At 66.8% G+C, this 26709-nt stretch carries 24 protein-coding genes; 17 read left to right on the forward strand and 7 right to left on the reverse strand.

Annotated elements, in window-relative coordinates; translation table 11 throughout:
* Window positions 1-40 precede the first annotated feature (40 nt).
* The 5 genes from WEA80_11185 to WEA80_11205 are packed head-to-tail and all read left to right on the forward strand — an operon-like array spanning window position 41 to window position 5861.
* Entirely contained in the window at window positions 41-946 is a 906-nt protein-coding gene (locus WEA80_11185; GenBank protein MEX1187142.1) for a diacylglycerol kinase family protein, read from the forward strand.
* Window positions 937-2406: an FAD-linked oxidase C-terminal domain-containing protein gene (locus WEA80_11190; GenBank protein MEX1187143.1), complete on the forward strand. Its 1470-nt coding sequence runs from the start codon at window positions 937-939 to the stop codon at window positions 2404-2406. Before WEA80_11185 ends, WEA80_11190 begins: the two co-directional genes overlap by 10 nt.
* A complete protein-coding gene (locus WEA80_11195; protein ID MEX1187144.1) occupies window positions 2373-3554 on the forward strand; it encodes an FAD-binding oxidoreductase in 1182 nt (393 codons plus the stop codon). Before WEA80_11190 ends, WEA80_11195 begins: the two co-directional genes overlap by 34 nt.
* On the forward strand, window positions 3551-4867 hold the full coding sequence (locus tag WEA80_11200) for a heterodisulfide reductase-related iron-sulfur binding cluster (GenBank protein ID MEX1187145.1): 1317 nt from the start codon (window positions 3551-3553) through the stop codon (window positions 4865-4867). Before WEA80_11195 ends, WEA80_11200 begins: the two co-directional genes overlap by 4 nt.
* Window positions 4860-5861, forward strand: coding sequence for a hypothetical protein (locus tag WEA80_11205; protein ID MEX1187146.1), 1002 nt, complete (start codon window positions 4860-4862; stop codon window positions 5859-5861). Before WEA80_11200 ends, WEA80_11205 begins: the two co-directional genes overlap by 8 nt.
* An 84-nt stretch (window positions 5862-5945) precedes the next feature.
* Here the strand turns inward: WEA80_11205 and WEA80_11210 are convergent, their stop codons facing one another.
* The gene (locus tag WEA80_11210; GenBank protein ID MEX1187147.1) at window positions 5946-6122 is read right to left on the reverse strand and encodes a hypothetical protein; all 177 of its coding nucleotides are present in this window, start codon (window positions 6120-6122) and stop codon (window positions 5946-5948) included.
* A gap of 195 nt (window positions 6123-6317) precedes the next feature.
* Between WEA80_11210 and WEA80_11215 the strand changes: the two genes are divergently transcribed.
* The 5 genes from WEA80_11215 (at window position 6318) to WEA80_11235 (ending at window position 13574) form a co-directional block, all read left to right on the forward strand.
* Window positions 6318-7787, forward strand: coding sequence for a magnesium chelatase (locus WEA80_11215; protein MEX1187148.1), 1470 nt, complete (start codon window positions 6318-6320; stop codon window positions 7785-7787).
* Between the two features lie 83 nt (window positions 7788-7870).
* Window positions 7871-8356: a GNAT family N-acetyltransferase gene (locus WEA80_11220; protein MEX1187149.1), complete on the forward strand. Its 486-nt coding sequence runs from the start codon at window positions 7871-7873 to the stop codon at window positions 8354-8356.
* A 1-nt stretch (window position 8357) separates the two neighbouring features.
* On the forward strand, window positions 8358-8999 hold the full coding sequence (locus tag WEA80_11225; GenBank protein ID MEX1187150.1) for a cytidylate kinase-like family protein: 642 nt from the start codon (window positions 8358-8360) through the stop codon (window positions 8997-8999).
* A 123-nt stretch (window positions 9000-9122) separates the two neighbouring features.
* Entirely contained in the window at window positions 9123-12221 is a 3099-nt protein-coding gene (locus WEA80_11230) for a SusC/RagA family TonB-linked outer membrane protein (GenBank protein MEX1187151.1), read from the forward strand.
* A 39-nt stretch (window positions 12222-12260) separates the two neighbouring features.
* On the forward strand, window positions 12261-13574 hold the full coding sequence (locus WEA80_11235) for a RagB/SusD family nutrient uptake outer membrane protein (protein ID MEX1187152.1): 1314 nt from the start codon (window positions 12261-12263) through the stop codon (window positions 13572-13574).
* Between the two features lie 53 nt (window positions 13575-13627).
* On the opposite strand, the gene WEA80_11240 is transcribed toward WEA80_11235, so the two are convergent.
* The 3 genes from WEA80_11240 to WEA80_11250 all read right to left on the reverse strand — a co-directional run bounded on the left by WEA80_11240 (window position 13628) and on the right by WEA80_11250 (window position 17444).
* Window positions 13628-13777: a YHS domain-containing protein gene (locus WEA80_11240; GenBank protein MEX1187153.1), complete on the reverse strand. Its 150-nt coding sequence runs from the start codon at window positions 13775-13777 to the stop codon at window positions 13628-13630.
* Between the two features lie 111 nt (window positions 13778-13888).
* Window positions 13889-17053 carry an error-prone DNA polymerase gene (locus WEA80_11245; GenBank protein MEX1187154.1) on the reverse strand — a complete coding sequence of 1055 codons (3165 nt, stop codon included), beginning with the start codon at window positions 17051-17053 and terminating at the stop codon, window positions 13889-13891.
* A 43-nt stretch (window positions 17054-17096) separates the two neighbouring features.
* Window positions 17097-17444 carry a hypothetical protein gene (locus WEA80_11250; protein ID MEX1187155.1) on the reverse strand — a complete coding sequence of 116 codons (348 nt, stop codon included), beginning with the start codon at window positions 17442-17444 and terminating at the stop codon, window positions 17097-17099.
* Window positions 17445-17495: 51 nt separating this feature from the next.
* Between WEA80_11250 and rfaD the strand changes: the two genes are divergently transcribed.
* The gene (gene rfaD / locus WEA80_11255) at window positions 17496-18491 is read left to right on the forward strand and encodes an ADP-glyceromanno-heptose 6-epimerase (protein ID MEX1187156.1); all 996 of its coding nucleotides are present in this window, start codon (window positions 17496-17498) and stop codon (window positions 18489-18491) included.
* Window positions 18492-18542: 51 nt separating this feature from the next.
* Here the strand turns inward: rfaD and WEA80_11260 are convergent, their stop codons facing one another.
* Together WEA80_11260 and WEA80_11265 are read right to left on the reverse strand one after the other, a co-directional pair.
* A complete protein-coding gene (locus tag WEA80_11260) occupies window positions 18543-19001 on the reverse strand; it encodes a hypothetical protein (protein ID MEX1187157.1) in 459 nt (152 codons plus the stop codon).
* 238 nt (window positions 19002-19239) lie between these two features.
* On the reverse strand, window positions 19240-20235 hold the full coding sequence (locus WEA80_11265; GenBank protein ID MEX1187158.1) for a hypothetical protein: 996 nt from the start codon (window positions 20233-20235) through the stop codon (window positions 19240-19242).
* Between the two features lie 348 nt (window positions 20236-20583).
* On the opposite strand from WEA80_11265, the gene WEA80_11270 reads away from it, so the two are divergent.
* On the forward strand, window positions 20584-21240 hold the full coding sequence (locus WEA80_11270) for a phosphoribosylanthranilate isomerase (GenBank protein ID MEX1187159.1): 657 nt from the start codon (window positions 20584-20586) through the stop codon (window positions 21238-21240).
* Here the strand turns inward: WEA80_11270 and WEA80_11275 are convergent.
* Window positions 21215-21946 (reverse strand): hypothetical protein, encoded by a 732-nt coding sequence (locus WEA80_11275; GenBank protein ID MEX1187160.1) that lies wholly within the window; start codon window positions 21944-21946, stop codon window positions 21215-21217. The genes WEA80_11270 and WEA80_11275 overlap by 26 nt on opposite strands.
* 81 nt (window positions 21947-22027) lie before the next feature.
* Between WEA80_11275 and WEA80_11280 the strand changes: the two genes are divergently transcribed.
* The 5 genes from WEA80_11280 (at window position 22028) to WEA80_11300 (ending at window position 26667) form a co-directional block, all read left to right on the forward strand.
* Entirely contained in the window at window positions 22028-22540 is a 513-nt protein-coding gene (locus WEA80_11280; protein ID MEX1187161.1) for an MgtC/SapB family protein, read from the forward strand.
* 61 nt (window positions 22541-22601) lie between these two features.
* Complete coding sequence (locus WEA80_11285) at window positions 22602-23090, forward strand: hypothetical protein (GenBank protein ID MEX1187162.1); 489 nt, start codon at window positions 22602-22604, stop codon at window positions 23088-23090.
* Between the two features lie 139 nt (window positions 23091-23229).
* Window positions 23230-25344: an elongation factor G gene (gene fusA, locus WEA80_11290; protein MEX1187163.1), complete on the forward strand. Its 2115-nt coding sequence runs from the start codon at window positions 23230-23232 to the stop codon at window positions 25342-25344.
* Between the two features lie 297 nt (window positions 25345-25641).
* Window positions 25642-26019 carry a DUF2784 domain-containing protein gene (locus WEA80_11295; protein ID MEX1187164.1) on the forward strand — a complete coding sequence of 126 codons (378 nt, stop codon included), beginning with the start codon at window positions 25642-25644 and terminating at the stop codon, window positions 26017-26019.
* 138 nt (window positions 26020-26157) lie between these two features.
* Window positions 26158-26667, forward strand: a complete 510-nt coding sequence (locus WEA80_11300; GenBank protein MEX1187165.1) for a DUF411 domain-containing protein — start codon at window positions 26158-26160, stop codon at window positions 26665-26667.
* Window positions 26668-26709: the final 42 nt, after the last annotated feature.

Here is a 26709-nt window from a genome sequence, read left to right on the forward strand (position 1 = left end):
CGGCGTCCCTGTTTTGATTGAAGGGATGGCAAGCCCGGTGATGAAGCCAGCCGCGACCGCGCGCGCGGAGGATCCGCGTGTCGTCGCGTTCCTCAACAGCGCCGCCGGCTCCGCTGAAGCCGCGCGTAAAGCGCTCGAGTCCGCCGGCGCGTTCGACATCCGCGAGACCGACGCCGAAGCCATGACCCGGCAAATTCGCGAAGCGGTCGATTCGGGGTCGAAGCGTGTGCTGGTGTGCGGCGGCGACGGCACGATCGCCTCCGCGGCGCACGCGCTGGCCGGCACCGGCGTCGAGCTGGCGATTGTGCCGGGCGGAACGCTCAATCATTTCGCCAGGGACCACCACATTCCGATCGATCTCGCCGAGGCGCTGACCGCCGCCCGCGGCGATGCCAGCGCGGAGGTCGACGTCGGGTACGTCGGCGACAAGCTTTTCCTCAACACTTTCTCGGTGGGGATGTACGTCGGCTACGTGCGCACGCGCGACCGGCTGGAGAAGCGCGTCGGCTATCGGCTCGCGAGCTTCCTCGCCGTGCTGCGGACGTTCGTCAGGATGTACACGATGCACGTGGAGCTGGAAGTCGACGGCCAGGTCCGCCGGTACAAGACGGCGCTCGTGTTTGTCGGCGTGGGCGAGCGCGAGCTGAAGGTACCGAAGCTCGGCGCGCGCATCGAAGGCGGCCGTCACGGGCTGCACGTCATGATCGTCGAAGGTCGCCGGCGCGCGCGGCTCGTCGCGCTGGCGATGGCCGCGGCCGCGCGCGGTGTGGAGCACGCCGCCGCGGGCGACGCGCTCGACGCCTTCATCGTGGAGCGCTGCACGATCCACCTCGCGCGCTGGCGCGCACCCGTGGCCGTGGACGGAGAGATCATGAGCCTGCCGGCTCCGCTGGAGCTGCGGGTGGAGCGAAACGCGTTGAAGGTGGTGGCGGCCAGATGTCCCTGAACGCGGAGCCGGCGCGTCCGTCCGGCGGCGACTACACGCTCGATCCCGCGCTCGCGCGCAAGCTCGCGGAAATAGTCGGCGGGACGCACGTTCTCTCGCGACAGTCGCAGCTGCTCGTGTACAACTCCGATGGTCTGCCGGGCTACCGGCGGCAGCCGTCGCTCGCCGTCTTTCCGGGAACGCGGGACGAGGTGATCGACGTCGTGCGCGCGCTGCACGAGGCCGGCGCGCCGTTCGTGCCGCGCGGCGCTGGCACCGGACTCTCCGGCGGCGCGCTCGCCGACGGCATCGTCCTGCTCGGCTTGAACCGCCTCAAGCGCATCCTCGATATCGACGTCGAGAACCGGACCGCGACCGTCGAGCCGGGTGTGGTGAACCTGAGCCTCAACCGCGCCGTCGGACCGAAGGGGTTGCTGTACGCGCCGGACCCGTCCAGCGAGGCGGCGTGCACCATCGGCGGCAACGTCGCCGAGAACGCCGGCGGCCCGCACTGCCTCAAGTACGGCGTGACGCTGAATCACATCCTCGCGGTCAAGGCGGTCCTCCCGGACGGATCTATCGTCCAGCTGGGCGACGAGGTGAGCGATCGCGCGGGCTACGACCTCGTCGGCGCGTTCGTCGGCTCCGAGGGATGCTTCGGCGTGGCGCTCGAGATCACCGTCCGCCTGCTGAAAAAGCCGGAAGTGATCCGCACGATGCTCGCGGACTTTCTGACCGTCGACGGCGGCGCGCGCGCGACGTCGGCGATCATCGCCAGCGGGATCGTCCCCGCGGCGCTCGAGTTTCTCGACGGCCCCACGACGCGCGTCGTCGAGTCTTCGATATATGCCGCGGGATATCCCACCGACGCGGAAGCGATCCTGCTGGTGGAGCTGGACGGCCTGCTGGATGGCATCGACGAGGACGTCGACCGCGTGCGGCGGATCTGCATGGATGCCGGAGCGCGCACCGTGCGGGTCGCGCGCGACGACGCCGAGCGACTCAAGCTCTGGCAGGGACGCAAGAAGGCGTTCGGCGCGATGGGACGGCTCGCGCCGCACCTCGTCGTGCAGGACGCGGTCGTGCCGCGCACGAAGATCCCCGAGATCCTCGCCGCCATTCACGGCATCTCGCAGAAGCATGGCGTCCTCGTGTGCAACATCTTCCACGCCGGCGACGGAAACCTGCACCCCAACATTCCGTACAACGCGGACGACGTCGAGCAGAGCGAGCGCGTGCACCAGGCGATGCGCGAGATCATGGGTGTCTGCATCGCCGCGGGCGGCACCATCACCGGCGAGCACGGCGTGGGGCTCGACAAGATCGGCTACATGGAGAAGATCTTCACGCCCAATTCGCTCGCGGCGATGTGCCGGTTGCGCGAGGTGTTCGATCCCGAGCGGCGCAGCAATCCCGGCAAGGTGGTACCGCTGCACTCGTGCCGCGAATGGTACGCGACACCGGCGGGACGCGGCCGGTGACGGCGACGGTCACACTCGACGACATCGGCTCGCGGGTCGCGGCGGCGGCGGCGGGCGGACGCGCGCTCCGGATCGCCGGACGCGGCACGTGGCTCGACGCGGGGGGGCCCGTCGAGGCGGGCGAGACTCTGAGCCTCGCGTCGTACTCCGGGATAGTCGACTACGTCCCGGGAGATCTCACTATCACCGTTCGGGCCGGTACTCCGCTCACCGAGATCGCGAGCGCGACGCGCGAGCATGGCCAGTGGCTTCCGCTGGATCCGCCGGGCTCGCCCGACGGCACGATCGGTGCGACCGTCGCTACGGGATCGTACGGGCCGCTCGCGACCGCGTTCGGCAGGCCGCGCGATCAGGTGCTCGGCCTGGAGTCGGTGTCCGGCACCGGCGAGGTGATAACCGTCGGCTCGCGCGTGGTGAAGAACGTCGCGGGCTTCGATCTCACCCGCCTCCTCGTGGGATCCTGGGGAACGCTGGGCGTCATCACCCAGCTCACGCTGCGCTTGCGCGCGCGCAACGACGTCGAGCGCAGCGCCGGGATCGTCGTGCCGGAGCGGGGCCGGAAGCTCGCCGCGGTTCTCGCCGCCGCCCGAGCCGCGCGTATCGCCCCGCTCGCGCTCGAGCTCCTGGACCCGTCCGTCGCACACCGGCTGGGGCTTCCCGCGGAGACGGTCCTGCTCGCCCGCTTCGGCGGAAACAGCGAGAGCGTCACCGCGCAGCTCGCGGAGCTCGCCGCGCTCGGACAATCCTTCGCGGCCCCGGACGATTGCTGGGACCGGCTCCGCGCGCTCGACGCGGACGCGACGGCGACGCTCCGCTTCTCGACGCCGCTCGCCGACCTGCCGATCCTCTGGGACGCGCTGGCCGACGGGGCGACCGGCGGGCAGGAGCTGCTCCGGCACGCGACCGTCATGCGCGGGATCGTGCGCTGCCTGGTGCAAGCTCCGGCCGGATCCGCGCGGTCGCTGGACGACGTGCTGACCGGGATCGCGCGCCCGCTCGAGAGCGCGCGCCTCATTCCGGAGCGGCTCGGGAACGCCTGGAGCCGGATCGCTGGAGCATCCATCGACGATCCGATCTCGCGCCGGGTGAAGCTGGCCTTCGATCCGGCGAACGTGCTCAACCCGGGAATTCTCGGAGAGTCTCCGTGACGGCGGCGGCCAACGTCACCGGCTCCGCGACGGACGCGACTCCGCCCGGGGACGCGATCGTGTGCGCGCTCCCCGGCACTCCGCTCGCCGGCGCGCTGCCCGGGATCAACGCGTGCGTGCACTGCGGCTTCTGCCTGCAGGCCTGCCCCACGTATCTCGCGATGGAGGACGAGAACGACAGCCCGCGCGGCCGCATCTTCCTGATGCGCTCGCTGCTGGAAGGTACGGTGCCCGTGGACGATCCCGTCGTGCGCGAGCACATCGACCGCTGCCTCGGCTGCCGCGCGTGCGAGACCGTTTGCCCCTCGGGAGTGCCGTACGGCCAGCTGCTGGAAGCCACCCGCGCAACGCTCACGCAGGTGCGCCCCGTTCCGCTGCTCGCGCGGCTGCTGCTCTGGTCCTTCGCGCGGCCGTGGGTGCTCGCGATCGGGATGGCGGGCGGGCGATTCCTCGCGGCCACGCCGATCCCGTGGCTGCTGTCGCGGTTGCCGGGCAAGATCGGCTTCGCGATGGCGATGCTGGCGTCCACGGAGAGCCGGCTCGAGCGCGGCGGATACAAGCCGACCATCGCTCCGACGCGCGGATCGTTCGCCCTGCTCGAGGGCTGCGTGATGGAAGGACTCTTCACCGCGACCAATCGGGCGACCGAGCGGACGCTCGCGGTGAACGGGTACGAGCCGCGCGAGGCGCGCGGCCAGCGATGCTGCGGCGCGCTGCACGCGCACGCCGGCGATCTCGAGACCGCGCGCCGACTCGCGCGGCGCAACATCGACGCGTTCGAGCGGTCGGGCGCCGACTTCATCGTCGTGAACGCAGCCGGGTGCGGCGCCGCGATGAAGGACTACGGTCTGCTGCTCGAGCACGACGCGGAATGGGCGGAGCGCGCGAGCGCCGTGGCGGCGAAGGCGCGCGACGTAAGCGAGCTGCTGGCCGCGGCCGGGCCGCTGCGCGGAAACCCGCTGCCGTTCAGGGTGACGTACGACGCGCCGTGCCATCTGCAGCACGCGCAGCGCGTGGTGCAGGCGCCGCTCGCGGTGCTGAGCGCGATCCCGGACCTGGAGCTGGTTCCACTGCACGATTCCGATCAGTGCTGCGGCAGCGCGGGCATCTACAACCTCATCGAGCCCGAGGTCTCCGACCGCGTGCTCACTCCCAAGCTCGCGAACATCAAGGCCACCGGCGCGCCGTGGGTGGCGACCGGAAATCCCGGCTGCATGATGCAGATCGGGGCCGGCATGCTGCGCGCCGGGATCCCCGCTCGAACCGTTCATCCCGTGGATCTGCTCGACGCCTCGTACGCCGCCCGTGGCTGACTCCGCGGGCGCGCGTCCGGAGACGGCGAGCGACTACGACGCGCTGCGCGCCGGCGCGATCGTACTGGACCGCGGCGACCGCGCCCGCTGGCGCTTCACGGGCGCCAAGGCTGCGGAGACGCTGACCGGACTCGTCACCAACGACGTGCTCGCGCTGCAGCCGGGCGAGGGTCTGTACGCCGCCGCGCTGACGCCCAAGGGAAAGATCGTCGCGGACCTGCGGGTACTGCGCGACGGCGACGAGTACCTCGTCGACACCGGTCCGGCGGCCGCGGCCGGCTGGCGCGCGATGGTGCGCAAGTTCGTCAATCCGCGCGTGACGCCGTTCAGCGAGATCACCGGGCAAACTTGCGACCTCGGCCTGTTCGGAAAGCGCGCGGCCGAGCTGCTGTCGCGCCTCTTCGAGGGAGCGGGCTGCTCGTTCGACCAACTGCGGCCATACGCGCACATCCGCGCGCGCTTCCAAGGCGCCGACGTCAGCATCGTCCGCGCATCGGAGCTGGGCGAAATACCGGGGTTCGACATCATAGCTCCCGCGGAAGCCGCCGCGGCGCTGACCGCGCGGCTCGTCGCGGCGGGCGCCATGCCGGGAACGCGGAAAACTTTCGACGTCGCGCGGATAGAGGCGGGGTTTCCCGAATGGGGCGCGGACATGACCGACGACACGCTGGCGCAGGAAGCGAATCTCGACGAGCTGGGCGCGATATCGTACTCGAAGGGGTGCTACGTGGGGCAGGAAGTGGTCGCGCGGATCCACTTCCGCGGGCATGTGAACAGGACGCTCCGGCGAATCACCTTCGCCGGCGATCGCGTTCCGCGCCGCGGCGCGGAGTTGGTGGACGCGAGCGGAAAGACGGTAGGCGACGTGCGGAGCGCAACGGCATCGCCGCGCTCCGGCGGAGTCGGGATCGCGATGGCGCGGCGCGAGGTCGGCGCTGGTGACTCGCTGACTGCGCAGTGGGCTGACGGGCGCGCCGAAGTGGTTGTGATCTAGCTGCAGTGCCAACCCAAAAACCGTTCACCACAAAAAAAGGCGCGACCAGGAGAGTCGCGCCTTTCTTGACGATACGAGTAAACCTTACGGCGTCGTGCCGCGGGTCGTCGTATCCATCGGCATGGTGTCCATCACCATTCCGGTGTCCATCGTGGCAGGCGCGGGCGCCATCGCGGGCGCGGCGGTATCGGTCGTAGCGTCGTCCTTTGCGGTGCATCCAACTGCGAACAGCACTGCGGCGACAAGAGCCAGGCGCTTCATGTACAAATCTCCTTGGAGAGGGGCTGATGATTACAGAGCCGGGCTGGATCAGCGGTCGCAGTGCCCGGTACAGGCGCGGCAAGAATCTATCCTACACTAATAAGGTGTCAAGACTTAGCCCGCTCTGGAAGGGGTCGGATCAGAACGGTAGATTCCAAATTCCCGCCACCTCTCCCCGCCGGCCGGAGTAGCACCGTGTCGCACTTAGCGGAAACATTTGGCGCCCTGCGCCGCTCCGAGTTCGCCCGGCCCGAGATGGCCACCCGCTCAGTGAAGCAGGAGCTGCGGCAGAACCTCCTGCAGCGGCTGAACGACGGTGGCGCGCTCTTTCCGGGACTCATCGGCTACGACGAGACGGTCATGCCGCAGATCGTCAACGCCATTCTCAGTCGGCACAACTTCATCCTGCTGGGCCTCCGCGGACAGGCCAAGTCGCGGATTCTCCGGGGCCTTACCGATCTGCTCGATCCCGTCATCCCGATCGTCGCGGGGAGCGAGGTCAACGACAATCCGTTCGCTCCCATCTCGAAGTACGCGCGCCAGCTGCTGGCCGAAGCGGGCGGCGACACGCCGATCGCCTGGATCGAGCGCTCCAACCGGTACGTGGAGAAGCTGGCAACGCCCGACGTCACCATCGCGGACATCATCGGCGACGTGGATCCGATCAAGGCCGCGCGCGGCGGACATATCCTCGCCGACGAGCTGACCATCCACTACGGGATGCTGCCGCGCGCCAACCGCGGAATCTTCGCGCTGAACGAGCTGCCTGACCTCGCGGGAAAAGTTCAAGTCGGCCTGTTCAACATCATGCAGGAAGGCGACGTCCAGATTAAAGGCTATCCGGTGCGGCTCGCGCTCGATGTCATGCTCTGCTTTACCGCCAACCCGGAGGATTACACCGCGCGCGGCAAGATCATTACGCCGCTCAAGGACCGCATCGGCAGCGAGATAACCACGCATTATCCCGAGACGGTCGAGCTTGGCATGGAGATCACCGCGCAGGAAGCGTGGACCGCGCGGCAGGGGCGGTGCGTGCGCATTCCCGATTTCATGGCGGAGCTGATCGAGCGCATCGCGTTCGAGGCGCGCACCGACAAGCGCGTTGACAAGCGCTCCGGAGTGTCGCAGCGGCTGCCGATCACGGTCATGGAGAACGTCGTATCCAACGCGGAGCGGCGCGCGGTCACCACCGGCGAAGTCGAGATCGTTCCGCGGATCGCCGACGTGTACGGTGCGCTTCCCGCGATCACGGGGAAGCTCGAGCTCGAGTACGAGGGCGAGATCGTCGGCGGCCCGGCCATAGCGCGCGAGCTCATTCGCCGGGCGGCGGACGAGACGTTCCGCGCGCGCGCCGGGGGCGTGAACACCGACGAGATCATCATGTGGTTCGACGCCGGCGGCGCGCTGCAGGTCACCGACGACGTCGCGGCCGATGTCGCCGTGCGTGGATTCGAGTCGGTGCCGGGGTTGATCGACATAGCGGAGCTGGTCTCGCTCGCGAAGCGGGCCGACGTCGCGGTCACCGCCGCGGCGTGCGAGCTGGTACTCGAATCACTCGTCGCGCGCCGCAAAATCTCGCGAACCGACGGCGGCAGCTACGGCCGCGCGCTGGACGAGAAGCGGCGGCGGCCGGGGCAGGATTACTTTGGCGGCATGTCGGCTTGAACGGCGGCTATTGGCTATTAGCTATTGGCTATTGGCTGTTAGCTGGCCAACGGCCAACAGCCAAGAGCCAATAGCTATTCCCAATGTCCGTAACCGTCCGCGCCGCCACCACCTCCGACCTCGACACGGTCGTGGCGCTTCGCCTCGCCCTCCTGCGCGAGCACGGATCGAATCCGTTGTTCGAGCGGCTCCACCCGGACGCCGACAGCAGGGCGCGCGAGCTGTATCGCACGCACCTCACCGCGCCCGACCAGATCATCCTGCTCGCCGAGCGCGACGGCGCCGCGGTCGGCATACTGCGCTGCCTGCACGCCGTCAGCTCGCCGCTCCTTCTCCCTGAAGCCTACGCCTACCTGTCGTCGGCGTACGTCGTTCCGGGCGAACGGCGATTGGGTATCTTGAAAGCTCTCTTCGACGAGGGTGTCCGCTGGTGCCAGGCGCGTGGCTTGAGCGAGTTCCGTCTGTACGTCTCGATCGAAGACGAGGTCGCCCGCTCCGCCTGGGGCTCGCTCGGGTTCACGCCCGTCGAGGAGCTGCGCATCCACCGTCTCTCGGCTGACGGAGTATAGAGTGCCGGTCATCACGATCTCGCGGATGTATGGCTCCGGCGGCTCCGAGGTGGCGCGGCTCGTCGCGGCAGAGCTCGGCTGGAGTCTGCTCGACAACGCCGTCGTGGACGCGGTCGCCGAGCGGATCGGCGCGACGCACGCGGAGGTCGCGTCCCGCGAGGAGCGGCTTCCCTCGCTGGTCGAGCGGCTCGCCAGCGCGCTGGCGCTGAGCTCGCAGGAGTGGATCTCTCCGATGACCGACGCCAAGCTTCCTCCCAGCGACGAGCGGCTGGTGAAGGTGACGACGCGCGTGGTTGAAGAAGCCGTCGCGCGCGGCCCCGTCGTCGTCGTCGGACGCGGCGCGCACTCGATTCTCGCTGCCCGCGCGGACGTGCTGCACGTCTTCTGTTACGCGCCGCGTTCAGCGCTCATAGCGCGGGCCGTCGCGCGCGAGAAGGTCACGCCCGAGGAAGCCGCGAAGCTGGTGGACGAGACCAACCGGCACCGCGAGGAGTGGGTGCGGAAGCACTGGTCCCGGTCGTGGCGGGCGCACGAGAACTACCACCTGAGCCTGGACACCGAGTGGTTCGGAATCAAGCGGGCCGCCGACCTTGTGGTTCAGATGGCAAAAGAACGGTTCGGCGAGGCACGCGCCACCCCGTAAAAGCTGCTTCTTGCTGCGCGGGCAGTGAGCCCCTAAGATTTTGCCGGGTCAGCACGGATCGTCCAAGGACCAGTACGGCTCTCCCGCTCGACGATTGTCCGTCCACCACCATATGGGGTCATCATGAAGCGCGCGATGTCCTTCCCCCGTCTCGACCGTCTCGTGTCCTGCCTGGCAGCGGCGGGTGTCCTCGCCCTTGCCGTGGCTCTGTCCGCGCCCGCAGTCGCGGCGCAGCAAGCCGGCGTCATAGCCGGTGTCGTGCTCGGAGCGGGCGGCCAGCCGCTCCCCGGCGCGCAGGTGCGCGTGGCCGGCACGGACCTCGGCGCAACGACCGACGCGTCCGGCCGGTTCCGAATCGTAGGATTGTCCGGCTCGGCGGCCACCGTCGAGGTGCGGCGCCTCGGCTACCGGATGGAATCGCGCGAAGTTCCCGTGGGCGAGACGAATCTCCGCTTCAGCTTGACCGAGCAATCCGTGGCGCTCGACGTGGTCGTCGTCACGGGCACCGCGGGCGGCCAGTCCAAGCGCGAGCTGGGTAACGCGGTCACGACGATCAACGCCAGCGATGCCAAGGAGATCGCCGCCATTAACAGCGTGCAGAACCTGCTGAGCGGCCGCGCCCCGGGCGTCGTGGTGCAGAGCGCCACGGGCAACGTCGGCGCGGGCGCGCGCATCCGGATCCGCGGCGCCTCCAGCATGTCGCTGTCGAACGAGCCGCTCATCTACATCGACGGCGTCCGCGTCGCGAATCAGCCTGCCTCCGGGTTCTCGAACCAGTCGTTCGGCTCTTCGTCGATCTCGCGCATCAACGACATCAACCCCGACGACATCGAGTCGGTGGAGATCATCAAGGGTCCCGCGGCGGCCACGCTGTACGGCACCGAGGCGTCGAACGGCGTCATTCAGATCATCACCAAGAAGGGAACGACGGGCGCGCCACGGTGGACGCTGGCGACGCGGCTCGGGACCAACTACCTGCGGAATCCCGAAGGCCGCTGGCCGGTGAACTACGCCAGCGTTCCGCGGCCTGGCGGACCGGCAGGCGCGCGCGACACGATCTCGATCGACATCATCGACCTGGAGAACGCGCGTGGGACGCCGGTCTTCAGGAACGGACCGCTGCGCGAGTTCGACCTGGGAGCCAGCGGCGGCTCGGGCATCTTCACGTACTACGCCGGCGCCGGCCTCGAGGATAGCGAGGGAATCGAGCCGACGAGCACCGTCAAGCGCTACTCGGGGCGGCTGAACGTCGCGGTCGTGCCGAACGCCAAGTTCAACATGGCCGTGAACTTCGGCTACATGAACGGCGACATCCACCTGCCGTGCGAGGCCGGTTGCGGCGGCCGCACGCTGACCACGATCTGGGCCAACGCCGCCAACAACGTTCCGATCAACGGACAGCCCAATCCGCGGCGCGGATTCAACTCCGGCCTGCCTGAGCAGTACGACGCGTACGTGCAGATCTGGCAGGCGGTCAACCGGTTCACGGGCGGCATCCAGCTCAACCACGAGCCTTTCAGCTGGCTCAAGCACCGGCTGTCGGCCGGCACGGATCGCACCACGGAAGACGACAACTGGCTCCAGCCGCGCACGGAAGACTCGCTGACCCGCGTGATCTTCGGCGGCAACGGCTACCGCGCCGTGCAGAACCGCCAGCTCAACTATTACACGCTCGACTACTCTGCGTCCGGCAAGTTCGCCGTGCGTCCCACCATCAAGTCCACGACGTCCTTCGGTGCGCAGTACTATCGCAATACCAGCAACTTCCAGTACTCGGAAGGCTCGGTCTTTCCGACTGTTGGACTGACCGCCCTGTCCGCGACGACGGTCAACCGAAGCACCTCCGGCGACGGCGAGCAGGACGCGACCCTCGGGTTCTTCCTGCAGGAGCAGCTCGGATTCAACGACCGGCTGTTCGTGACGGCCGCGGTGCGGGCCGACGACAACAGCGCCTTCGGGCAGAACTTCGACCGCGTGTACTATCCGAAGTACAGCGCGGCCTGGGTGCTCAGCGAGGAGCCCTTCTGGCGCTGGCCGATCGTGAACGCGCTGAAGCTGCGCGCGGCGTACGGCGAGTCGGGCAAGCAGCCGATCACCTTCTCGGCGCTCCAGACCTACACGTCGGCCACCGGCCCCGGCGACGTCGCGACCGTGACGCCGCAATTCCTCGGCAACGCCGACCTCGGCCCCGAGCGCAGCAAGGAGATCGAGATGGGCTTCGACCTCGGTGCGCTCGACGACCGGCTCGGCATCGAGTTCTCCTGGTATCGCAAGAATACCCTCGAGGCGATTCTCAACCGCCAGATCGCACCGTCGCTCGGCCTGCCCAACACGCAGCCGTTCAACGCCGGCAAGATCAGGAACTGGGGCACCGAGCTCATGCTGCGCGGCACTCCGATCCTGCGCGACGCGTTCTCGTGGGACGTAACTTTCGGAATCTCGACGAACGACAGCGAAGTGGAGGACCTCGGAACGCCCGAGGCGATTCTCGAGCTGCGCAGGGCGAGCGGAACCCCCGACTTCGTGGTCGGCGGCTTCGCGATCAAGCACCAGGTCGGCTATCCGATCGGCGCCTACTTCGAGCAGAAGGTCGTGAGCGCGGCGCTGCTTCCGAACGGACAGGCTGATCGCGCGAACGTCCTGTGCGACGACGGCAAGGGCGGCACGATGATTTGCGCCGGCCCGGATCTCATCTACGGCAACGGGGACGACGCTCCGGATGTCTTCCTCGGCAAGTCGCTGCCGGGCACCGAGGGCGCGTTCAGCAGCACCATGACGCTGTGGAAGCGCTTCCGTGTGTACGGCTTGATCGACTTCAAGCGCGATTTCCTCAAGCTCGACGGCAACATGCGCTCGCGCTGCGCGATCTTCGGCCGCTGCCGCGAGAACTTCTATCCGCTGGAGTTCGACCCCAAGACCATCGCGGGTCTCCAGTCCAACGGGCAGCTGATCGACTACTACATCAACAACTCCAGCTACGCCAAGCTGCGCGAAGTGAGCTTCTCGTACACGCTGCCGGTGATCAACAGCCGCTTCGCGCGCTTCAACCGCGCGGTGGTGACTCTCGCCGGCCGCAACCTGGCGACCTGGACCGATTACCCGGGGCTCGAGCCCGAGGCGATGTTCCTCGGCGGCAGCCGCGGCGGAAACTTCGGACAGTTCGAGCAGACCACGAATCCGCAGCTGACCACGTGGGTGCTCGGCGTCAATCTCGATTGGTAACGCGTGCCTGACAAACCTTCGACTCGAGAACTAATCATCATGTCTTCATCGAACGCAAAGGCACGCTGGACGGTGTGGATGACGGCGGCGATGCTGCTCGTGGTCCCCACGGCGTGCGACACGCTCAGTAATCCGCTCGAGGTCGAGCCGGCCAGCCGCATTCCGGCCGCGCAGATCGAGAGCCCGCAAAACGCGCAGATCCTGTCGGACGGCGCGATCGCCGACTTCGAGTGCGCCTTCAACTCCTATACGGTCCTGAGCGGCGTCATAGGGGAAGAATTCATCTACGCCCAGCAGACGGCGTCGCGCACGCCGTATGACCGCCGCAACATGACGAAGGACGATTCCGATTACGCGGTGAACTCCTGCACCGGCAACCTCGGGGTATACACGCCGCTGCAGACGGCGCGGCAGTCGAACGAGAACCTACTCGCGCTGCTGAACGTGTGGACCGACGCGGAGGTCTCGGCCGGAGCCGGCTCGCCGAACCGCACGAACCTGATCGCGATCGCGTCCGCGTACGCGGGCTACTCGTACGTGCTGCTGGGCGAGGCCTTCTGCACGATGGCGATCTCGCGGGTGAACCTCGACAAGTCGCTCACCTACGGCGGCGAAATTCAGCGGGACAGCGTGTTCAAGCTGGCCATCGCCAGGTTCACGGACGCGATCGCCGCCGCGACTACGGCGAACAATACCAGCATCAGAAACATGGCCTATCTCGGACGGGCGCGCGCGAAGCTGAACCTTGCGGACTACGCGGGCGCCAAAGCCGACGCGCAGCAGGTCCCGGCCGGCTTTCTGAGAACCGTCAGCGCATCGGATGCCAACGCGCGCCGGCAGAACCGGGTGGTCGCCGAGAACAGCGTGCTCAACCGCACGCAATCCGTCGGGGAGCCATACCGCTCCATGGGGGATACGCGCGTTCCGGTCACCGCGACCGCGCTCGTGAGCGCGACCGGCGTGACCCATTACTACCAGACGAAGTACACTACCACGGCTACTCCGCTGCCGCTGGCGACGTACGAGGAAGCGCAGCTCATCATCGCCGAGGCCGACATTCGGGCGAACAACCTGCTGACCGCGCTCCCGATCATAAATGCGTCGCGCACGCGTGGCGGGCAGTCCACGCCCTTCACCGGCGTCACCCAGGCGGAGTATCTCGCCGAGCTGATCGACCAGCGCCGCCGAGAGCTGTTCCTGGAGAGCCACCATCTCGGCGACCTGATCCGGTACGACCTCCCGTTGAATCCAGCGGCCGGCACGCCGTATCACTTCGGCGGAACGTACAGCACACAGCGTTGCCTGCCACTGCCGGCGGCCGAGAGACTGAACAACCCGCTGATCGGAAGCTGAGAAAAACAGCTAGCAGCTAAACAAAGAGCCCCCGTCGAAAGACGGGGGCTCTTTCATTTAGCATACTTCGCGGGATCCTTCTGAAACTCGAGCATGCACTGGTCGGAGCAGAAGTAGTACGTCTTCCCCTGGTACTCCGCCTTCCCTTCCGCTGATTCGGGGTACACCACCATCCCGCAAACCGGGTCCTTATGCTCAGCCATTGGCCACTCCGCGTGAGTTGGTTCTTGATTCCAACCTGCAACCGCCGAGCCAGTAGCAGCTAGCTGCTAGCTGCTAGCTGCTAGCTGCTAGCTGCTAGCTGCTAGCTGTAGTTAATGAAAATCATGCGACTGGTGCGCCAGCCCTCTGACCTTCAGCTCGCGGAACTTCTCCCCCACCACGTTCATCACCGCGCCGTCCCGCTCGAACCGCCCGCGCACCATGATGAACGTCGCGAACTTCACCGGCTCGGCGAACTCGTCCACCAGCTTGCTCGGCACGATGATGTTCATGAAGCCGTGCTCGTCTTCCAGCAGCAGGAAGATCGTCCCACCCGCGCTCTCCGGCCGCTGCCGTACCGTGACCAGCCCCGCCACCAGCACGCTCTCCCGGTGCTTGAGCTTCGGAAAGTCGCGACTCCCAACCACCCCCGCGCCGCTCAGCTTCGGGCGCAGATGCTCCATCGGATGCCCGCGCGCGCTCAGCCCCAACGCGAAATAATCCATGAAGATCAGGTCGCGCTGGCTCAGCGGGCGCGGCGAGTTCATCCCGTTCCCCGCCGGCGCGAGCGGCAGCGAATCGCCCGCCACGCGCAGCGCCTCCCACGTGGCGCAGCGCCGGTCCTGCTCCCACACCGCGAAGACGTCGGCGCGCGCCAGCGTCAGCGCTTCGGCGCGCGTGAGCTCGCACCGGCGCACCACGTCTTCTATTGAAGTGAACGGCGCCTCCACGTGCGCCGCCCGCAGGCGCTCGATCGTCTTGTCAGCCAGGCCCCGCACGTGCCGCCAGCCGACTCTCAACGCGGGCTTCGAGAAATCCGCCGTCTCTTCCACAGTGCACTCCCAGTCGCCGTCGCGCATGCACGGCTGCCGCACCTCCACGCCGTGCCGCCGCGCGTCGTGGATCAGCGTGGACGGCGGATAAAAACCCATCGGCCACGAGTTCAATATCCCCATGTAGAACTCGGCGGGATGATGCGCCTTGAGGTACGCCGACGCGTACGCGATTAGCGCGAAGCTCCACGCGTGCGATTCCGGAAAGCCGTAGTTGGCGAAGCTGATCAGGTCCTCGCAGATCCGCGACGCGACATCCGGCTTCACGTCGTTGGCGATCATCCGGAGCCGCAGCTTCTCCAGCACCGCCTCGAGCTTTCCCTTCTTGCGGATGTTCCCCATGGTGCGACGGAGCTGGTCCGCCTCCGCGGCGGAAAACCCGCCGAGCGCCATGGAGATGGACATCGCCTGCTCCTGGAAGATCGGAATGCCGTAGGTTCGCTCCAGGATCGGCCGCAATCGCTCGTCGGCATAGTGCACCTCCTCGCGGCCGAGTCTGCGATTGGTGTAGGGATGCACGAACTTCGCCTGGATCGGGCCGGGACGGATCAGCGCGATCTGCACCACGATGTCGTACATACGCTCGGGCTTGGTGTGGAGTATGGACACGATCTGCGCGCGACTCTCGATCTGGAACGTGCCGATCGTCTCCCCGCTCGCTATCAGATCGTATGTCTTCCTGTCGTTCACGGGGAGGCGATAGATTTCCGGGCGGGTGCCGGTACGCTGCTCGATCGCGTCGAAGGAGCGGCGCACGAGCGACAGCGCGCCGAGCCCGAGGAAGTCGAACTTCGGCACGCCGACCGCGTCGAGATCGTCCTTGTCGAACTGGATGATCGTGCGTCCCATCGTCGTGTGCTCGATGGGCATGTAGTCGCCGAGCGGTGCGGACGAGAGCACGAACCCGCCCACGTGCGTCGAGCGCAGCCGCGGCAATCCCTCGAACGTCCGCACCGCGCGCAGTAGCGCGCGCCCGCGCGGAGTCTCGAGGTCGAGCGAGAACTGCTTCGCGAGTCCGTTCTGCATGTGGCCGGCGCCCGCGTCCGGGTCGAACCGATGCAGCCGCTTGGAGATCTCGCCCGACTGCTCGGGCGGATAGCCGAGGGCGCGCATCGAGTCGAGCACCGCGTTGGGCGCGCGATACGTCTGCACGATGCAGGTGATCGCGGAGTGAGCGCGCTCGTACCGGCCGTACACGTAGTCGAGCACCTCCTCGCGCCGGTCGTGCTCGATGTCGAGATCGATGTCGGGCGCCTCGGTCTGTCCGTCCACGCGGATCTCGGAGAGGAACCGCTCGAACAGCAGCCCGTTCATCACCGGATCGACGGCGGTGATCCCCAGGCAGTACGCCACCGCGGAGTTGGCCGCGCTGCCGCGTCCCTGGCAGAGAATCCCCTTGTGCCGCGCGAATCGTACCGCGTCCCACATCACCAGAAAGAATCCGGAGAAGCCGAGCCGCGCGATTACGCCCAGCTCGTGCTCGAGCTGGGCTTCCTCCTTCGGCATGATCTTCCCCCACCGCTGGTGCGCGCCCTCGAACGCGTTGCGCCGCAGGAACTCGTCGTCGCTGAGGCCGTCGTGCTTGGGGAAGCTCGGCAGCGGCGGGCGCAGCCAGCCGAGCTCGAAGTCGCACTCGCCGGCGATCCGCTCGCTCTCGGCGATTCCTTCCTCGCGGCCCTGCCACCGCCTCGCGATCTCTTCCGGCGAATGCAGCCGCCATTCGCCGTTCGGGTGCAGCACGCCCTTCGCGAGCGCGGTGTCCAGGTCCATGTCGTACCGCAGCGCGGTGAGCATGTCGTGCACTAGCCGCGTGTCGCCGTCGATGTAGCGCGCGTCCTGGCACACGACCCACGGCACGCTGCACTGCCCCGCGAGCTCGATGAGCGCGCCCGCGAGCGCGGCTTCTTCCCCGCCCGTGTGATGCAGCTGCACTTCCACCGCGAGCCGGTCGTCAAAGACGTCGCGCCAGCGCGACAGCGCGTACAGCGCCTCGCTCTTTCTCCGCGACAAAATCAACGAGGCGATCTCTCCGCTGGCCGGGCCGGTGAGCGCGTGCAGTCCGGCGCTGTGCTCGGCCACCTGGCTCCACGTCACGCGCGGCCGGCCGCGGGTGTGCTGGATGGCGTCCTTGCTCCAGAGATGGAGATCGCCCACGCGCGAGCGCGTGACGAGCGCCGCCAGGTTGTGGAACCCTTCTTCCGTCCGCGCGAGGAATGCGGCGGTGTGTCCCTCGACGGTGAGCTCCGCGCCGATGACGGGCTTGAGGTTCTGCCGCCGGGCTTCTTCGGTGAAGCGGACCACGCCGCCGAGGTCGGCGGTGTCGGTCAGTCCAAGGGAGCTGTAGCCCAGGTGGGCGGCGAACGCGGCGAGCTTCTCGGGGGTGAGGCTGCCGTCGCCGAACGAGAATCCGGAGTGCGCCCGGAGCTCGGCGAAGCGGGGAGGCATGCCCGGAGCATAGCCCGAACAAATCCCGAAAACAAGGGCTTTGCTACCGTCTGTGCTTCAGTACCTTTTCCGCCTCTTTTGGCGGCAGCAGCGCGGAGACCTTTTTGAGGAGGCGCTGGATTCGCGCTGCCATCTCGGCGTCGCCGGCAAAGCCACGGTGGTCGTAAAACCGCAGCATCTCCCCAAGCAAAGCCTCGTCCTCGTGCGTGAAGCCGAAAGGCTGGTTGTGCAGGGCGATCGCCGCCACGGCGTGCCGCTTGTCCTCCAGCGTGAACCGTCGAGCCGGTCCGAACGGACGCTTGTCCGCAGCCCAATCCGCCATGATCCGGAGATCATCGCCGTATTGAATCCATTCTTCGGGGCTCAGCGCTGGGTGCGGATCGTCTGGCATCGCGCTTTAACATTACACGCGCGCCATCACCTCGAAAGCTAAATTCGGCGGATGCTCGATCTCTCCAAGGCACGCGTGCTCGTGACGGGCGGCGCCGGATTCATAGGGAGTGCCCTGGTGTGGGCGCTGAACCTGCGCGGGTGCGATTCGATCGTGGTCGTGGACTTCCTCGGACAGACCGACAAGTGGCGGCACCTGCGCCCACTCCGCTTCGAGGATTACGTCGAGGCCGACGACCTTGCCGACCAGCTGTGCAACGACCGGCTTGGAAAGTTCGACCTGGTGCTGCACATGGGCGCGTGCTCGTCCACCACCGAGACGGACGCGGCGTATCTCATCCGCAACAACTACCAGTACACCAAGGACCTGGCCGGGTACGCGATGAAGAGCGGCGCGCGCTTCGTGTACGCGTCGTCGGCGGCAACGTACGGCGACGGCTCCGCGGGAATGAGCGATTCAGCGGAGCTGGAGTACCTGCACACGCTGCGGCCGCTCAACATGTACGGCTACTCGAAGCACCTGTTCGACGTGCACGCCGCGCACAACGGCTGGCTCACCCAGATCGCCGGCCTCAAGTACTTCAACGTGTACGGGCCCAACGAAGATCATAAGGGCGACATGCGGAGCCTCGTGCACAAGGCGTACGGCCAGGTCGTCGAGACCGGCCGCATCCGGCTGTTCCACAGTCATCGCGACGACTACGGCCACGGCGAGCAGCAGCGCGACTTCCTGTACGTGAAGGACGCCGTGGACATGACCCTGCACGTCGCGGCCGGCGGACACAACGGACTGTTCAACATCGGGTCCGGCCGCGCGGCGACGTGGAACTCGCTCGCCAACGCGGTGTTCTCCGCGCTCGGCAGGGATCCGAAGATCGATTATTTCGACATGCCGGAAGAGCTGCGGGAGAAGTACCAGTACTTCACCCAGGCCGACATCTCCCGATTGCGGAAGACAGGATACGCTCGGGAAGTGACCTCGCTGGACGAGGCGGTCAGAGATTACGTCCAGAGCTATCTGGTCCTAGGGAAGCAACTCGGCGAATAATGGCCGCTGGTGAGGAGCTATCTCGTACGTGGAGGCGCCTCGACAGTAGTTTCACGTTTGCGGTAACTCTCCGAGCGCCTCGAGGTCTCCCAGGTCTTTGTGACGGCCCGCGGCACGCTTGTTCTGAATCAGTGCGGCGCGGCCGAGAAACGGAATCTGAACGCCCCGAACCGGATGCTCGATCCGGTCTGACCAGGCCGTGTCGAATTCCGGCACCCCGCTGATCGACGTCAGGATGCCAATTCGATTCGGCGGGACGCCAAGCTGTACTATCGTGCCCGGTCGCCGCAGATCCTCCAGGGAAATTTCAAGATCAGCGAGTGGCGCACCGAATTGGGCCAGTGCCCGCCAAACGCGGTCGGTATTGTCCTGATCGGTAGCGATCCACACGTCTATATCCTGTGTACCGCGCGGCACCCCGTGAACTGCCATCGCATGTGCGCCAACTACCATGAATCGCGCGCCTGCGTGCAGCAATGCAGCGAGAAAGTCAGTCCAGTCTTCGTTCACCGCAGGCGAATCACCCGCCCCGGCATAGTGGCGCGGGTGTAGGAAGGCAAAGGCCGGCCCGTCAACTCCCACATCCGCCGAGTCAGCACCGAGACCATTTCAAGACGCTCGTCAATGGTCGTTACGGCCGAGAGGTCGTCGCCACGTTCTTCGCCAAGGCGGTACGCGCGAGCGAAGAAAGGCTCGCGAACTCGCGCAGCGGGGTCAGGTGACATGACGAATAATAGGGTCGCCGTGGTCAATCCCACCAGCCGTGCAGGTACCACTTGCCTCGCCGTACATCGCGGTAGATCCACACCATCGCTCCCTCCCGCGTAACACACCGGAAGTACTCCCGCGCGAAATGATCCCCTTCCCACTCTCCACCGGACACGCGCTCCGGCCCCAGCGCGGATAGAATCGCCGTCCACTCTCCAGACTCGCGATACCGCGCCGGCAGATCGTGATCCCGCCGGCGCTCGGTCAGCACCGTGATCCTCTTCGGCTCGGGCAGCATCTGCAGAGTCAGCTCGGGCGCCGGCTCTACAGCTCCCGACCGAAACGCCAGCCGCGGCCGCGCCGCTTCGCCCGGCTCCTGCGGAATCCAGCGCGTGCGCCGCTCCAGCAACGGATGCGCCGAATTGCTCGGCACGACGACGATCGCGCCCTGATCATCCAGCATCTGCGCGATCGTCTCCTCCGTCGCGCGCGCGGTCGCGAAGCCGCGGTCGAACAGATCGCCCTGCCGTTCGGCGTGCGCGACCACGGCTTCGACGCGCAAGGAGATTCCCGTGACCGAGTCGGCCAGCCTGATCTTCTCCAGCTCGGCGCGCACCAGCCGCATCCACGCCTTCTGGCTCGACGTCGCGCGCGCCGGACGCAGCCGGTGCTCGGCGGTGGACCTGTTCGCCAGCGAGAACGCGAGCACCATCTCGCGCGCGCCCTCACCCCGTTCGGTGAGCGAGGCGCACACGCTGCCCATCAGCGAGTTGATCACGAACAGCAGCCGCTCCGGGTCCCGCAGCGTGTACTCCACCCACTCGAACGAAGCGCTCGGCAAATTGCGCGGCATCTCCGCGAACAGCCGCCGCTTGTCGTCCGCGCGGGAGAGATGCCAGAGCCTGCTTCCCTCGCTGCCGAACCTGACTTCTATGGAATGATGGTCGAGCGCCGCGAGATCGCCGCACGTCTCGATCCCTACCGCGAGCAGCATCGCGAACAGCTGATCCGACGGATCGAGCAATTCGACCGGCAATCGCGCAATGAACTCCGCGTCAGTGCCCGCGCCTACGACTGTGACTCTCGGCGCTGGTCGCGTGGGTGTCAGGGGTGCCCACGCTCCCGCCGGCTTGGTTCTAGCCGCAAGCTCGGCGGCAACGGGAGTCGCAGCCACGCCCCCACGACCGGCACGCAAACCGTTATCCGCAAGGCAATCGAGCAAAGACTCCGCGATCTCGCGCGCCGGCAGGCTCCGAGTGTCCGCCCAGATCACCCCGCGCGCTCCGAGCGCCAGCCGTGGAACGATCTCCAACATCGGTGGTGCGAGCTGCGATAACTTCTCGGCCGGCGCATTCGGCACCGCAACGCACACTACGCTCACGGCATGACTACCAGGTTCAAGATCTGCTGCATGCAAAACGTCGAAGAAGCGCGACTGGCCATGGAGCACGGCGCGTCCGCGCTCGGCTTCGTCACCGCGATGCCGAGCGGATTCGGCCCGATCGACGAGCATCGCATTGCGCGGATCATCGCCACCGTTCCGTCGAACATCGCGACTTTCCTGCTGACCTGCGCGACCGACGCCAGAACGATCATGAACCAGCAGCGCCGCAGCGGCGCCAATACGCTCCAGCTCGTGGATGAAGTGAGTCCCCGCACGTACGCCGTGCTGCGCGACGCACTCCCGGACGTGTCCATCGTGCAGGTCATCCACGTCGAAGGTGAGCAATCCATTCGCGACGCGGCCGCGGTCGCGCCGCACGTGGACGCCATTCTGCTCGACTCCGGCAAGCCCTCGCTCGCCATCAAGGAGCTCGGCGGCACCGGGCGCGTGCACGATTGGGAGATCAGCCGCCGCATCCGCGAGGAGGTGGAGGTGCCGGTCTTTCTCGCCGGCGGCCTGCGCGCGGAAAATGTGAGCGAAGCCATCGCGAGCGTGCGCCCGTTCGGCGTGGACGCGTGCACCGGACTGCGCACCAACGGCGCGCTGGATCCGGTGAAGCTCGAGAGCTTCGTCACCGCCGTGCGGGCTGCCGCCTAGCCTTCTTCCTGGAAGAGGCCGACAGCACACCGCGCCGATCGATTATTCCGCAATCGAGCGAGGTGCGAAGAGCATGCTGCGACACCGGCAGCAGCAGCTCGGTCTTCGCGCTCCAGCCCAGCGAGTGGGCGTGCACCAGAACGCGCGCGCGGCGGACTTGCGCCGGCTCGCCGAACGGGCTCGCGTCCCAGTCGTAGCCGCGCGGTAGGATGCTCGACGTGAGCCGCAGACTCGCCATCGCCGCGTGCGGAGTGAGCGCCACGAAGGCTCCGCCGCCTTCGCGCACCGCGCGCGACAACCGCACGGTCTCGGTCGCATCCGGCTCGATCCCCGAGAGCACGACGAGCGCGAACCCGCCGCACCGTAGCAGCTCTTCGGTGCCGCGCAACGCCGTCTTCCGCGACGTCGGCCTGACGAACAGCGGTCCCTCTTTCCAGTACGGACCCGAGATGCAGCCGAGTCCGTCTATCCAGGCCGCGCGCTCTCCGGCGGACACCGCCTTCTGGGCGGCGGCCGTCAGGATCGCCGTCGCCCCTCCTTTAGGAAGCCAGACCGTGAGCCGGGAACGAGGAAGCCCGCCCCCGGGCAGGATCTTGTCGAGCCCCGGAATCCCGGTGGCCACCGGCTCCGCGGTCCGATGGGTGAGCGGGGTCGCATCGGGGAACCGCTGCTCGAGGAGCTCGCGAAGAGCGGGGAGCGCGGACATACCCTGAGCATAGCCCGAAGAAAACCCGAACACAAGTAGTGTAGCGGGGACGGGGCACCGCGTAGTAAATCAGTACTCCATATGCCTCATAACGTCCTGATTGAAGCCGAGTTCCTCCTCCGGATATTCCTCGCGGCTGTGTTCTCGGCGGCGCTGGGGTGGGAGCGCGAGCGGGCTGGAAAGGCGGCCGGCTTCCGGACTCACATCGTCGTCGGAGTGACCGCTGCCCTGTTCGTGATCACCGGGATCCTGGCGGTCGAGCAGTACGGCACGACTGCCGGTGTAAACGTGGATCCGACGCGCACGATTCACGCGATCGCCGTAGGCATCGGATTTCTCGGCGCGGGGCTGGTTGTCTTTTCTCCCAGGGATGAGCGGGTGAAGGGGCTGACGACCGCGGCCTCGGTCTGGGGAACCGCCGCTGTCGGGGCCGCAACGGGATACGGCCTGTATCTGGTGGCGAGCGGCACGACGGTGATCCTGCTGATCGTGCTCAACAAGCTGGTCAGTCTCGACGCCTCGATCGACGCGATCGAGGACAGGCGTCACACGGGCGAGTTCAAGACACCGTTAGGAGGCGACGACGACGATTAGCCGCTCGTTCGCTGGCGGGGTATATGCGGGTCGAAACATGTAACTCGCAGACGGAGGTTTCATGAACCAGATCCGTTCGACCGGAAGTGCGCTCCTGTTCGCTGCGTTAATGCTCACGCTCCTCCCGGGTTGCGGCCAACCCACCGCGCCACCGTACGATGCCCTGGTCAGTACGAGGCAACCGATTTTCGGCATTCCAACGGGCTCGGATTCGTTTACACTCCAAGCCAGCGTGACCAACACGCTCGACGAAACCATCACCCTGGATCTGGCCGGTCGGGATCTGCGAAGCCTGGAAAAATGGGTATCCGGATCATGGCGCCTGGCGTATTCCCCGGCATATACAGACCAGGGCAGGGTCCCCGTCCCGGTCGAGCCCGGCGAGACGCGTCAGCTGCAGACATGGCTGAACCTGGTGAAGGCTCCGAACACGTATCCAAGGTTCAAATACGACATTCCGGGGACTTATCGCGGAGTGTATCGCTTTGAACGCGGGGGGAGTTTCATCGAAGCTTATTCCAACCCGTTCGAGCTTCGCTGGGCCAAGTGATTCGATTCACTTACACCCCTCCCGTTTCCTGAAAACCGCGCTCATGTTACGGAGAGAAAGCACCTGGCCCTGACTATCAGCTCCTGCCAAGAGCCAATAGCCAACAGCCAACAGCTACAAAAGGAGGCGTGATCGTCATATGAGGGAATATCGCAGCGGGGACATACGCAACATTGCAGTGGTGGGACACGGAGCGAGCGGGAAGACCACTTTGGTCGACGCGCTCGCTTTCGTTTCCGGGGCCAGCAAGCGGCACGGCTCGGTTCGTGACGGAACCGCGCTGACCGACTTTTCACCCGAGGAAGTCGAGCGCGGCTTCTCCATCTCGCTCGGCTGCGCGCACGCCGAGTGGATGGACACGAAGATCAACCTGCTCGACACGCCGGGCTATCTCGACTTCCAGAGCGACGCCATCGCGGGAATCGCTGCCGCCGACGGCGCGCTCCTGGTCGTGAGCGGCGCCTCCGGCGTCGAGGTCGGCACCGAGCGGATGTTCCGCGAAGCCATCCGCCGCAAGGACCCGGTGCTCGTCGTCGTCTCGATGATGGACAAGGAGCACGCGTCCTTCGAGACCGTGTGGGAAGAGATCAAGAAGCGGCTGGACTCGCGCGTCATTTCCGTGGAAGTCCCGATCGGCGAAGGCGCGGATTTCCACGGCATCCTCAACCTGTTCGACAAGAAGGCGCACCTGTTCAAGAAGGGGACGAAGACCGGCGAGTACACCGAGGTCGATGTCCCCGACGAGCATCGGGCGCTGTTCGACCAGTACTACGAGCAGCTCATCGAGACGATTGCCGCGACCGACGACACTCTGCTCGAGCGCTACCTCGACGGCGGCGAGATCTCGCGCGCGGACGCGCTCAACGCGATGAAGGAGGGAATGAAGCGCGGCGAGCTGTTCCCGCTCTTCTGCTGCTCGTCCGAGCTGACATATGGGACGCAGGCGCTCCTCACCAAGATTGTCGAGCTCATGCCGTCGGCGTACGAGATGGAGGAACTACACGCGTTCGTCGGCGCCGAGGGCGACAAGACGTTGGAGATCCACGCCGACGACGACGCGCCGCTCACCGCGCTCGTGTTCAAGACAACGTCGGAGCCGCACGTGGGCGACGTGCTGTATTTCCGCACGTTCTCGGGAACGCTGCGCAACGGGCAGGACGTGTACAACGCGACGCGCGACGGCACGGAAAAGATGTCGCACCTGTGCGTGGCGCAGGGGCGCGAGCGGCTCGAGGTCCCGCTGCTGCACCCGGGCGACATCGGCTGCGTGGCGAAGCTCAAGAACACGCACACCAACGATACCCTGTCCACGCGCGAGCATCCCGTGCGGCTGCCGCAGATCGAGTTCCCGCACCCGCGCGTGTCGTTCGCGGTGCACGCGACCGCGCGCGCCGAGGAGGAGAAGCTGCAGCAGGCGCTGCACCGGATGCACGACGAGGACCCGTCCTTCGAGACGCACTACAACTCGGAGACGCACGAGACGATCGTGTCCGGCCTCGGCGAGCGGCACCTGGAAGTCAGCCTCGCCAAGCTCAAGCGGAAGTACGGCGTGAGCGCCGAGCTGACCAAGCCCAAGATCGCGTATCGCGAGACGATCATGGCGAAGTCGGAGGGCCAGGGGCGCCACAAGAAGCAGAGCGGCGGACGCGGCCAATTCGGCGACTGCTGGATACGCATGTCGCCCGCTCCGCGCGGGCGCGGCTACAACTTCGTCAACTCGGTCGTCGGCGGGTCGATCCCGTCCAAGTACATCCCCGCGGTGGACAAGGGGATCCAGGAAGCGTCGGTGCGCGGCGTGCTCGCCGGCTACCCGATGGTGGACTTCGAGGTCGAGGTGTACGACGGTTCGTATCACTCCGTGGACTCGAGCGAGCAGTCGTTCAAGATGGCGGGGATCCAGGCGTTCAACTCCGTCGCGTTCAAGTGCAAGCCGGTGCTGCTCGAGCCGCTGGACGAGATCGAGATCACGACTCCCGACGAGTACATGGGCGACGTGCTCGGCGCGATCTCGGCGCGGCGCGGCCACATCCTCGGCACGGAAGCTTCACAGGACGCCGGCTCGGTGATTCGCGCGGTGGTGCCGCAGGCCGAGCTGCACGGCTTCGCGACCGAGGTACAGTCCATGACGCACGGCTACGGCGGCTTCAGCCAGAAATTCCGCGGCTACGAGCAGATGCCCGCCGAGGCCACGCACAGCGTGATCGAGGAGGCTCGCGCGAACGGGGCCCATTCGAAGGTCCACGCGCACGCGTAGTTTCTGTGTGTACGGCGGTTCGAGGGCAAGCATCCTCTTCGCGCGCTACGCCCGCAAACCGCGCGGGCTAAGACGCGCGCTGCGAGGACGCTTGCCCTCGAGCCGCCGCCGAGCATCTCCACGTGCGCACGCCTTCGGTTCCGCCGTTCCACCCCTCCCCGCACGCGCCCTCAACCGCAGTGCGTCTGCGTGCGCGAGAAGCCGGTGATGGCTGCCCGATCTGTGTCCCCGAAGTCGCCGTCTTAGCGAAGCGTAGGCGACGCAGGGGACACAGATCCGGCAGCCTTGCGAGAAACCATGATCTATCGCGCGCTCGCGGACGCGACGATGCTGGTCCATTTCGCGTTCATTGCGTTCGTTGTGCTGGGTGGGCTGCTCGCGCTGCGCTGGCGCTGGATGCCGTGGCTGCACCTGCCGGCCGCGGTGTGGGGAGTGCTGATCGAGCTGCGCGGCTGGGCGTGCCCGCTGACGCCGTTGGAGAATCACTTCCGCCGTCTCGGCGGAGAAAGCGGTTACGCCGGCGGATTCATCGACCGATACCTCGAGCCCGTGATCTACCCGCCGGGGCTTTCGGGCTCGACGCAGCTCGTGCTGGCCGGGTTCGTCGTGCTGGTGAACGCGGTCGTGTACTGGCTCGTGTTCCGGCGGCGCGCGCGGCGCCCTTCGATATCCTGACCGGCGCGCCCTTCGATATCCTGACCGGCGCGCCCTCCAGTCACTAGTCACTAGTCACTAGTCACTAGCCACTGCCGTTGTCGCACAACCCGCGCCGCCGGATTACCATTGTGTCGTACACCCGTATATGAGGCACGCATGTCACCCCGTCTGATTCTCTCGCTCACATCGGCCGCCGCTCTGGCCGCCTGCTCCCCCTCCACGCCGGAAGCGGAACCGGCTGCTTCGGCGGTCGCCCCGCCACCCGTCTTGGCGACCACCTCCGGCTCCGACAGCACGACCCTCGTGGTCTACAAGGAGGCGACCTGCCCCTGCTGCAATGCGTGGGTCGACTACATGCGCAACAACGGCTTTCGCGTCGTGACGTACAACGTCCCGGATCTCGACGCGGTGAAGCAGAAGCACAACATCGCGAGCAACCTCCAGTCCTGTCACACGACGGAAGTAGGCGGTTACTACGTCGAAGGGCACGTGCCCGCCGATTTCGTGCGGAAGCTGTTGGCCGAGCGACCGAGCATCGCCGGGATAACGGTTCCGGGAATGCCGGTAGGGTCACCGGGAATGGAAGTCGGGCCGCCGGAGCCCTATGACATACTCAGCGTGGACAGCGCGGGCCGCACGGCGGTATTCGGCAGCAGAGGGCGGTGACTAGTGACTAGTGACTAGGAACTACCAAAAGCCAACAGCCAA

The sequence above is a fragment of the Gemmatimonadaceae bacterium genome (assembly GCA_040882285.1).
Classification (GTDB): Bacteria; Gemmatimonadota; Gemmatimonadetes; order Gemmatimonadales; family Gemmatimonadaceae; genus JACDCY01.

What these genes read in the sequence shown, in the direction of transcription:
- WEA80_11185 (MEX1187142.1), top strand. Translation starts at nt 41, where the DNA reads ATGAAGCCAGCCGCGACCGCGCGCGCGGAGGATCCGCGTGTCGTCGCG.
- WEA80_11190 (MEX1187143.1), top strand. Translation starts at nt 937, where the DNA reads ATGTCCCTGAACGCGGAGCCGGCGCGTCCGTCCGGCGGCGACTACACG.
- WEA80_11195 (MEX1187144.1), top strand. Translation starts at nt 2,373, where the DNA reads ATGGTACGCGACACCGGCGGGACGCGGCCGGTGACGGCGACGGTCACA.
- WEA80_11210 (MEX1187147.1), bottom strand. Translation starts at nt 6,122, where the DNA reads ATGAAGCGCCTGGCTCTTGTCGCCGCAGTGCTGTTCGCAGTTGGATGC.
- WEA80_11220 (MEX1187149.1), top strand. Translation starts at nt 7,871, where the DNA reads ATGTCCGTAACCGTCCGCGCCGCCACCACCTCCGACCTCGACACGGTC.
- WEA80_11230 (MEX1187151.1), top strand. Translation starts at nt 9,123, where the DNA reads ATGAAGCGCGCGATGTCCTTCCCCCGTCTCGACCGTCTCGTGTCCTGC.
- WEA80_11235 (MEX1187152.1), top strand. Translation starts at nt 12,261, where the DNA reads ATGTCTTCATCGAACGCAAAGGCACGCTGGACGGTGTGGATGACGGCG.
- WEA80_11240 (MEX1187153.1), bottom strand. Translation starts at nt 13,777, where the DNA reads ATGGCTGAGCATAAGGACCCGGTTTGCGGGATGGTGGTGTACCCCGAA.
- WEA80_11245 (MEX1187154.1), bottom strand. Translation starts at nt 17,053, where the DNA reads ATGCCTCCCCGCTTCGCCGAGCTCCGGGCGCACTCCGGATTCTCGTTC.
- WEA80_11250 (MEX1187155.1), bottom strand. Translation starts at nt 17,444, where the DNA reads ATGCCAGACGATCCGCACCCAGCGCTGAGCCCCGAAGAATGGATTCAA.
- rfaD (MEX1187156.1), top strand. Translation starts at nt 17,496, where the DNA reads ATGCTCGATCTCTCCAAGGCACGCGTGCTCGTGACGGGCGGCGCCGGA.
- WEA80_11270 (MEX1187159.1), top strand. Translation starts at nt 20,584, where the DNA reads ATGACTACCAGGTTCAAGATCTGCTGCATGCAAAACGTCGAAGAAGCG.
- WEA80_11275 (MEX1187160.1), bottom strand. Translation starts at nt 21,946, where the DNA reads ATGTCCGCGCTCCCCGCTCTTCGCGAGCTCCTCGAGCAGCGGTTCCCC.
- WEA80_11280 (MEX1187161.1), top strand. Translation starts at nt 22,028, where the DNA reads ATGCCTCATAACGTCCTGATTGAAGCCGAGTTCCTCCTCCGGATATTC.
- WEA80_11285 (MEX1187162.1), top strand. Translation starts at nt 22,602, where the DNA reads ATGAACCAGATCCGTTCGACCGGAAGTGCGCTCCTGTTCGCTGCGTTA.
- fusA (MEX1187163.1), top strand. Translation starts at nt 23,230, where the DNA reads ATGAGGGAATATCGCAGCGGGGACATACGCAACATTGCAGTGGTGGGA.
- WEA80_11295 (MEX1187164.1), top strand. Translation starts at nt 25,642, where the DNA reads ATGATCTATCGCGCGCTCGCGGACGCGACGATGCTGGTCCATTTCGCG.
- WEA80_11300 (MEX1187165.1), top strand. Translation starts at nt 26,158, where the DNA reads ATGTCACCCCGTCTGATTCTCTCGCTCACATCGGCCGCCGCTCTGGCC.